The sequence below is a fragment of the uncultured Ralstonia sp. genome, from assembly GCA_913056305.1.
GTDB lineage: Bacteria > Pseudomonadota > Gammaproteobacteria > Burkholderiales > Burkholderiaceae > Ralstonia.
On record CAJXMR010000321.1, the window covers coordinates 1 to 3,736 of the forward strand.

The 3,736-nt window shown below is 63.3% G+C and carries 3 protein-coding genes; all 3 read right to left on the reverse strand.

Annotated elements, in window-relative coordinates; translation table 11 throughout:
• On the reverse strand, positions 1-970 hold a 970-nt coding region (locus tag QZ609_RS25290; RefSeq protein ID WP_295500901.1), incomplete at its 3' end, for a type II secretion system F family protein.
• A gap of 44 nt (positions 971-1,014) precedes the next feature.
• The gene (pilB, locus tag QZ609_RS25295; RefSeq protein ID WP_295500904.1) at positions 1,015-2,742 is read right to left on the reverse strand and encodes a type IV-A pilus assembly ATPase PilB; all 1,728 of its coding nucleotides are present in this window, start codon (positions 2,740-2,742) and stop codon (positions 1,015-1,017) included.
• A gap of 248 nt (positions 2,743-2,990) precedes the next feature.
• Positions 2,991-3,736: transporter associated domain-containing protein (locus tag QZ609_RS25300; protein WP_295500906.1), on the reverse strand; the 746-nt coding region annotated here is incomplete at its 5' end.

Sequence of the window (3,736 nt, forward strand, 5' to 3'; positions counted from 1 at the left end):
AGTTGCCGGCGGCGCCCGCCACCGATTCCATCGACTCCACCAGCGGCGTACCGGCCGCGAACATGGTCGCGAGCGTACGCGTCCAGCGCGCGATGGTGGCCTTGCGGATGATGCTGCCAAAGATCGGCATCTTCAGGATGAAGCGGTGCGTGGAGCGTTGCACATCCTCCGACTTCTTGAACGCCCGCGTGAACAGGATGATGCCGATCACGGGCGCGAACACGATGATGAACCACCACTTCACGAAGAAGTCGGAAATGGCGATGACCGCCAGCGTCGGTGCGGGCAGCTCGGCGCCAAAGCCGGCAAACACCCCCTTGAACGACGGCACCACGAAAACCATCAGCACGACCGTCACCAGGAAGGCCACCGTCAGCACCGAGATCGGGTAGATCATGGCCGACTTGATCTGCGCCTTCAGCGCGATCGACTTCTCCATGTACATGGAGAGGCGCTCGAGCAGTGCATCGAGAATACCGCCCTGTTCACCGGCGTCGATCAGGTTGCAGTACAGCGGGTCGAAGTACTGCGGATGGCGGCGGAAGGCTGTCGCCATGCTGCTGCCCGACTCGATGTCGACGCGGATTTCCGTCAGCAGCTGGGTGAAGTTCGGGTTTGCATGGCCGCGCGCGATGATGTCGATCGACTGCAGCAGCGGCACGCCGGCCTTGAGCATGGTCGACAGCTGGCGCGTGAAGTAGGCGATGTCCTTGCCGGTGATCTTCTTGCCGCGCGCGGCGCGCCGGCGCTTGGACTTGGTGATCGACAGGCCCTGTTTGCGCAGGATGGCATTGACCTCGCCGATGTTCTCGGCGCGCATCTCGCCCTTGAAGATCTTGCCCTTGCGGTCCTTGCCTTCCCATTCGAAGACGTACTGCGTGGCTGCCTTCTTGGCAGCGGTCTTGCGTGCCGGCGCTGCGGCGGTCGCGCTCTTTTGGGCCGGTCGTGCGGCGGGTGCTCGTGTGGCCATGGTCGGTTCCTACCCCCCGGTATGGGAACGATTGATCGAGAAGGTTATTGGTTCGTTGTAGCCAGCACTTCCTCGAGGGAAGTCAGCCCCTGCTTCACTTTCCTCAGCCCCGATTCGCGCAGCGACAGCACGCCGTCCTTGCGTGCCTGCTCGGCGATCTGCAGCGCGGTGCCGTGCGTCAGGATGATCTCCTGGATCGCCTCGGTGATCGGCATGACCTGGTAGATACCCGCCCGGCCCTTGTAGCCGCTTCCGTTGCAGGTCTCGCAGCCGACCGGATGGTACGGCTGCCAGCTGCCGTCCAGATCCTCTTCCTTGAAGCCGGCATCGAGCAGCGTTTCCTTGGGCAGCGGGCCCGGCTTCTTGCAGTCCTTGCACAGCCGGCGCGCGAGACGCTGCGCCGTGATCATCAGTACCGACGACGCAATATTGAACGGTGCCACGCCCATGTTCATCAGGCGGGTCAGCGTGGTCGGCGCATCGTTGGTGTGCAGCGTGGAGAACACCAAGTGACCGGTCTGCGCGGCCTTGATGGAGATGTCCGCCGTTTCCAGGTCCCGGATTTCGCCCACCATGATGATGTCCGGATCCTGCCGCAGGAACGATTTGAGCGCGGCCGAAAAGGTCAGCCCCGCCTTGTCGTTCACGTTCACTTGGTTGATGCCGGGCAACTGGATTTCCGCCGGGTCTTCCGCCGTGGAAATATTGATGTCGCCCTGGTTCAGCTTGTTCAGGAAGGTGTACAGCGACACCGTCTTGCCGGAGCCGGTCGGGCCGGTCACCAACACCATGCCGTATGGGCGCTTGATCACGTCCAGCAGCAGCTGCTTCTGCTCGGGCTCGTAGCCGAGCTGGTCGATATCGAGCCGCTCGGTGGACGATTCCAGGATACGGATCACGATCTTCTCGCCGAACAGCGTCGGCAGCGTCGACACCCGGAAGTCGATGGCGCGCTCGATCATCTCCTTGTTGTCCTTGTCCTTCCGGTCTTTCGGGACGGTGATGAGCAGCTTCATGCGGCCGTCCTGCGGCACGCGTTTTTCCGAGATATCCAGGCGCGAGAGCACCTTGATGCGGGTGGCGACCTTGTCACGGATATCGAGCGGCGGCTGCGCGACCTGCGCCAGGATGCCGTCGATGCGGAAGCGCACCCGGTAAAACGTTTCAAAGGGCTCGAAATGCAAGTCCGAGGCGCCGCGCAGCAGGGCTTCGGTAAAGAGCTTCTGCAGGAAGCGCACCACCGGGGCATCGTCGATGCCGTCCGCATTGGGGCGGCGCACGGCGGCGGCGGCGCCCGCATCGTATTCAATCTGCGTGGCTTCCTGCTTGGGGAAGAGCGACTTGATCTCGGCCGGCGCCTCGTTGGCGAGGCTCAGCTGGCGCACCAGCTTGTCGTGCTCGACGATGACGGTTTCCACCGCCACGTTCATCTTCTGGCGCAGCTCTTCGATCGGCTTGGGATCGCTTGGGTCCGAGGTGGCGACGATCAGGCGGTTCTCGCGCCGGCCCAGCGGCAGCAGGCGCAGCTGGTGGAAATGCTTGTTGGCCGACAGCACGGCCGGCACGGTGTCGAGCTTGTACTGCGCAAGATCCAGCAGCGGCATCTGGTACTTGCCCGCCACGAAGACCGCCAGATCATGCGCGCTCATGATGCCGCTGCCCACCAGCTCGTCGATCAGCTGCGTGCGTTTTTCACGCGCGCTCTGTTCGAGCTGGGTGAGTAATGTCGGCGCAATCCGCCGGCTCTGCGCAAGAGCGAGTCCGAGAGTCATGAATCCGTCTGACTGACCATACAGCGCGCGCCCGGCCCCACGGCCGCGACGCCCGCCCGCCCCCCAAGGCGAGTTGTTGTGTTTTTTGCAGTCGGCACCCCACCCATTCGTGGGGGGTGAGGCCCGGAGTCGGGGCAGTTTGCCGACCGCTATGCAATTTGTAAAGCACGCTTAAAAGCGACACGTGCATTTGTGCCACATCGGCAGAAAACCGCGTGGACTGAAGTGCCAAGCTTCTAAGTGTGGAGTCAGCTGCGCTTCTCGGGGGCTTTCGGCCGATGCAGCCGCACCGTGCGGATCGATTGGCTGTCCATCTGCACGATATCCATCACGCACCCGGCAATGCGCACGCTCACCGTCGCTTCCGGAATCTCTTCCAGTACTTCCAGCACCAGCCCGTTCAGCGTCTTCGGCCCGTCGGTCGGCAGGTGCAGGTCCAGGCGCCGGTTCAGGTCGCGCAACGACATGCCCGCGTCGGCCAGATAGGCGCCATCCGCACCCCAGGCCAGCTTGCCGGCATGCGGCAGCGTGGTGGTGAACTCGCCGATCATCTCTTCGATGATGTCTTCCAGCGTCACCAGCCCCAGCATGTCGCCGTATTCGTTGATCACCAGGCCGATGCGGCGGCGATTCTCCTGGAAATACTGTAGCTGGCGGAACACCGGCGTGCCGCTCGGCACGAAGTAGGGCTGGGCGAGCAGGCCGCGGAAGTCGTCGTGGGTTAGCTCCGGATGACCCAGCAGCGACAGCGCCTTGCGCACGTGCAGGATGCCGATCACCTGGTCGGTGTCGCGCTCGAACACCGGCAGCTTGTTGTGGTAACAGGTCTCCAGCTGGCCGACGACCTCGTCGATCGGACGCGACAGGTCCAGCGATTCCACCTTGGCGCGCGGCGTCATCACGTCGTCCACCGTAATGGCTTCCAGGTCGAACAGGTTCAGCAGGATGCTGCGGTGCTTGTGCGGGATGAAGTTGCCCGATTCCAGCACCAGCG

What these genes read in the sequence shown, in the direction of transcription:
- pilB (WP_295500904.1), bottom strand. Translation starts at nt 2,742, where the DNA reads ATGACTCTCGGACTCGCTCTTGCGCAGAGCCGGCGGATTGCGCCGACA.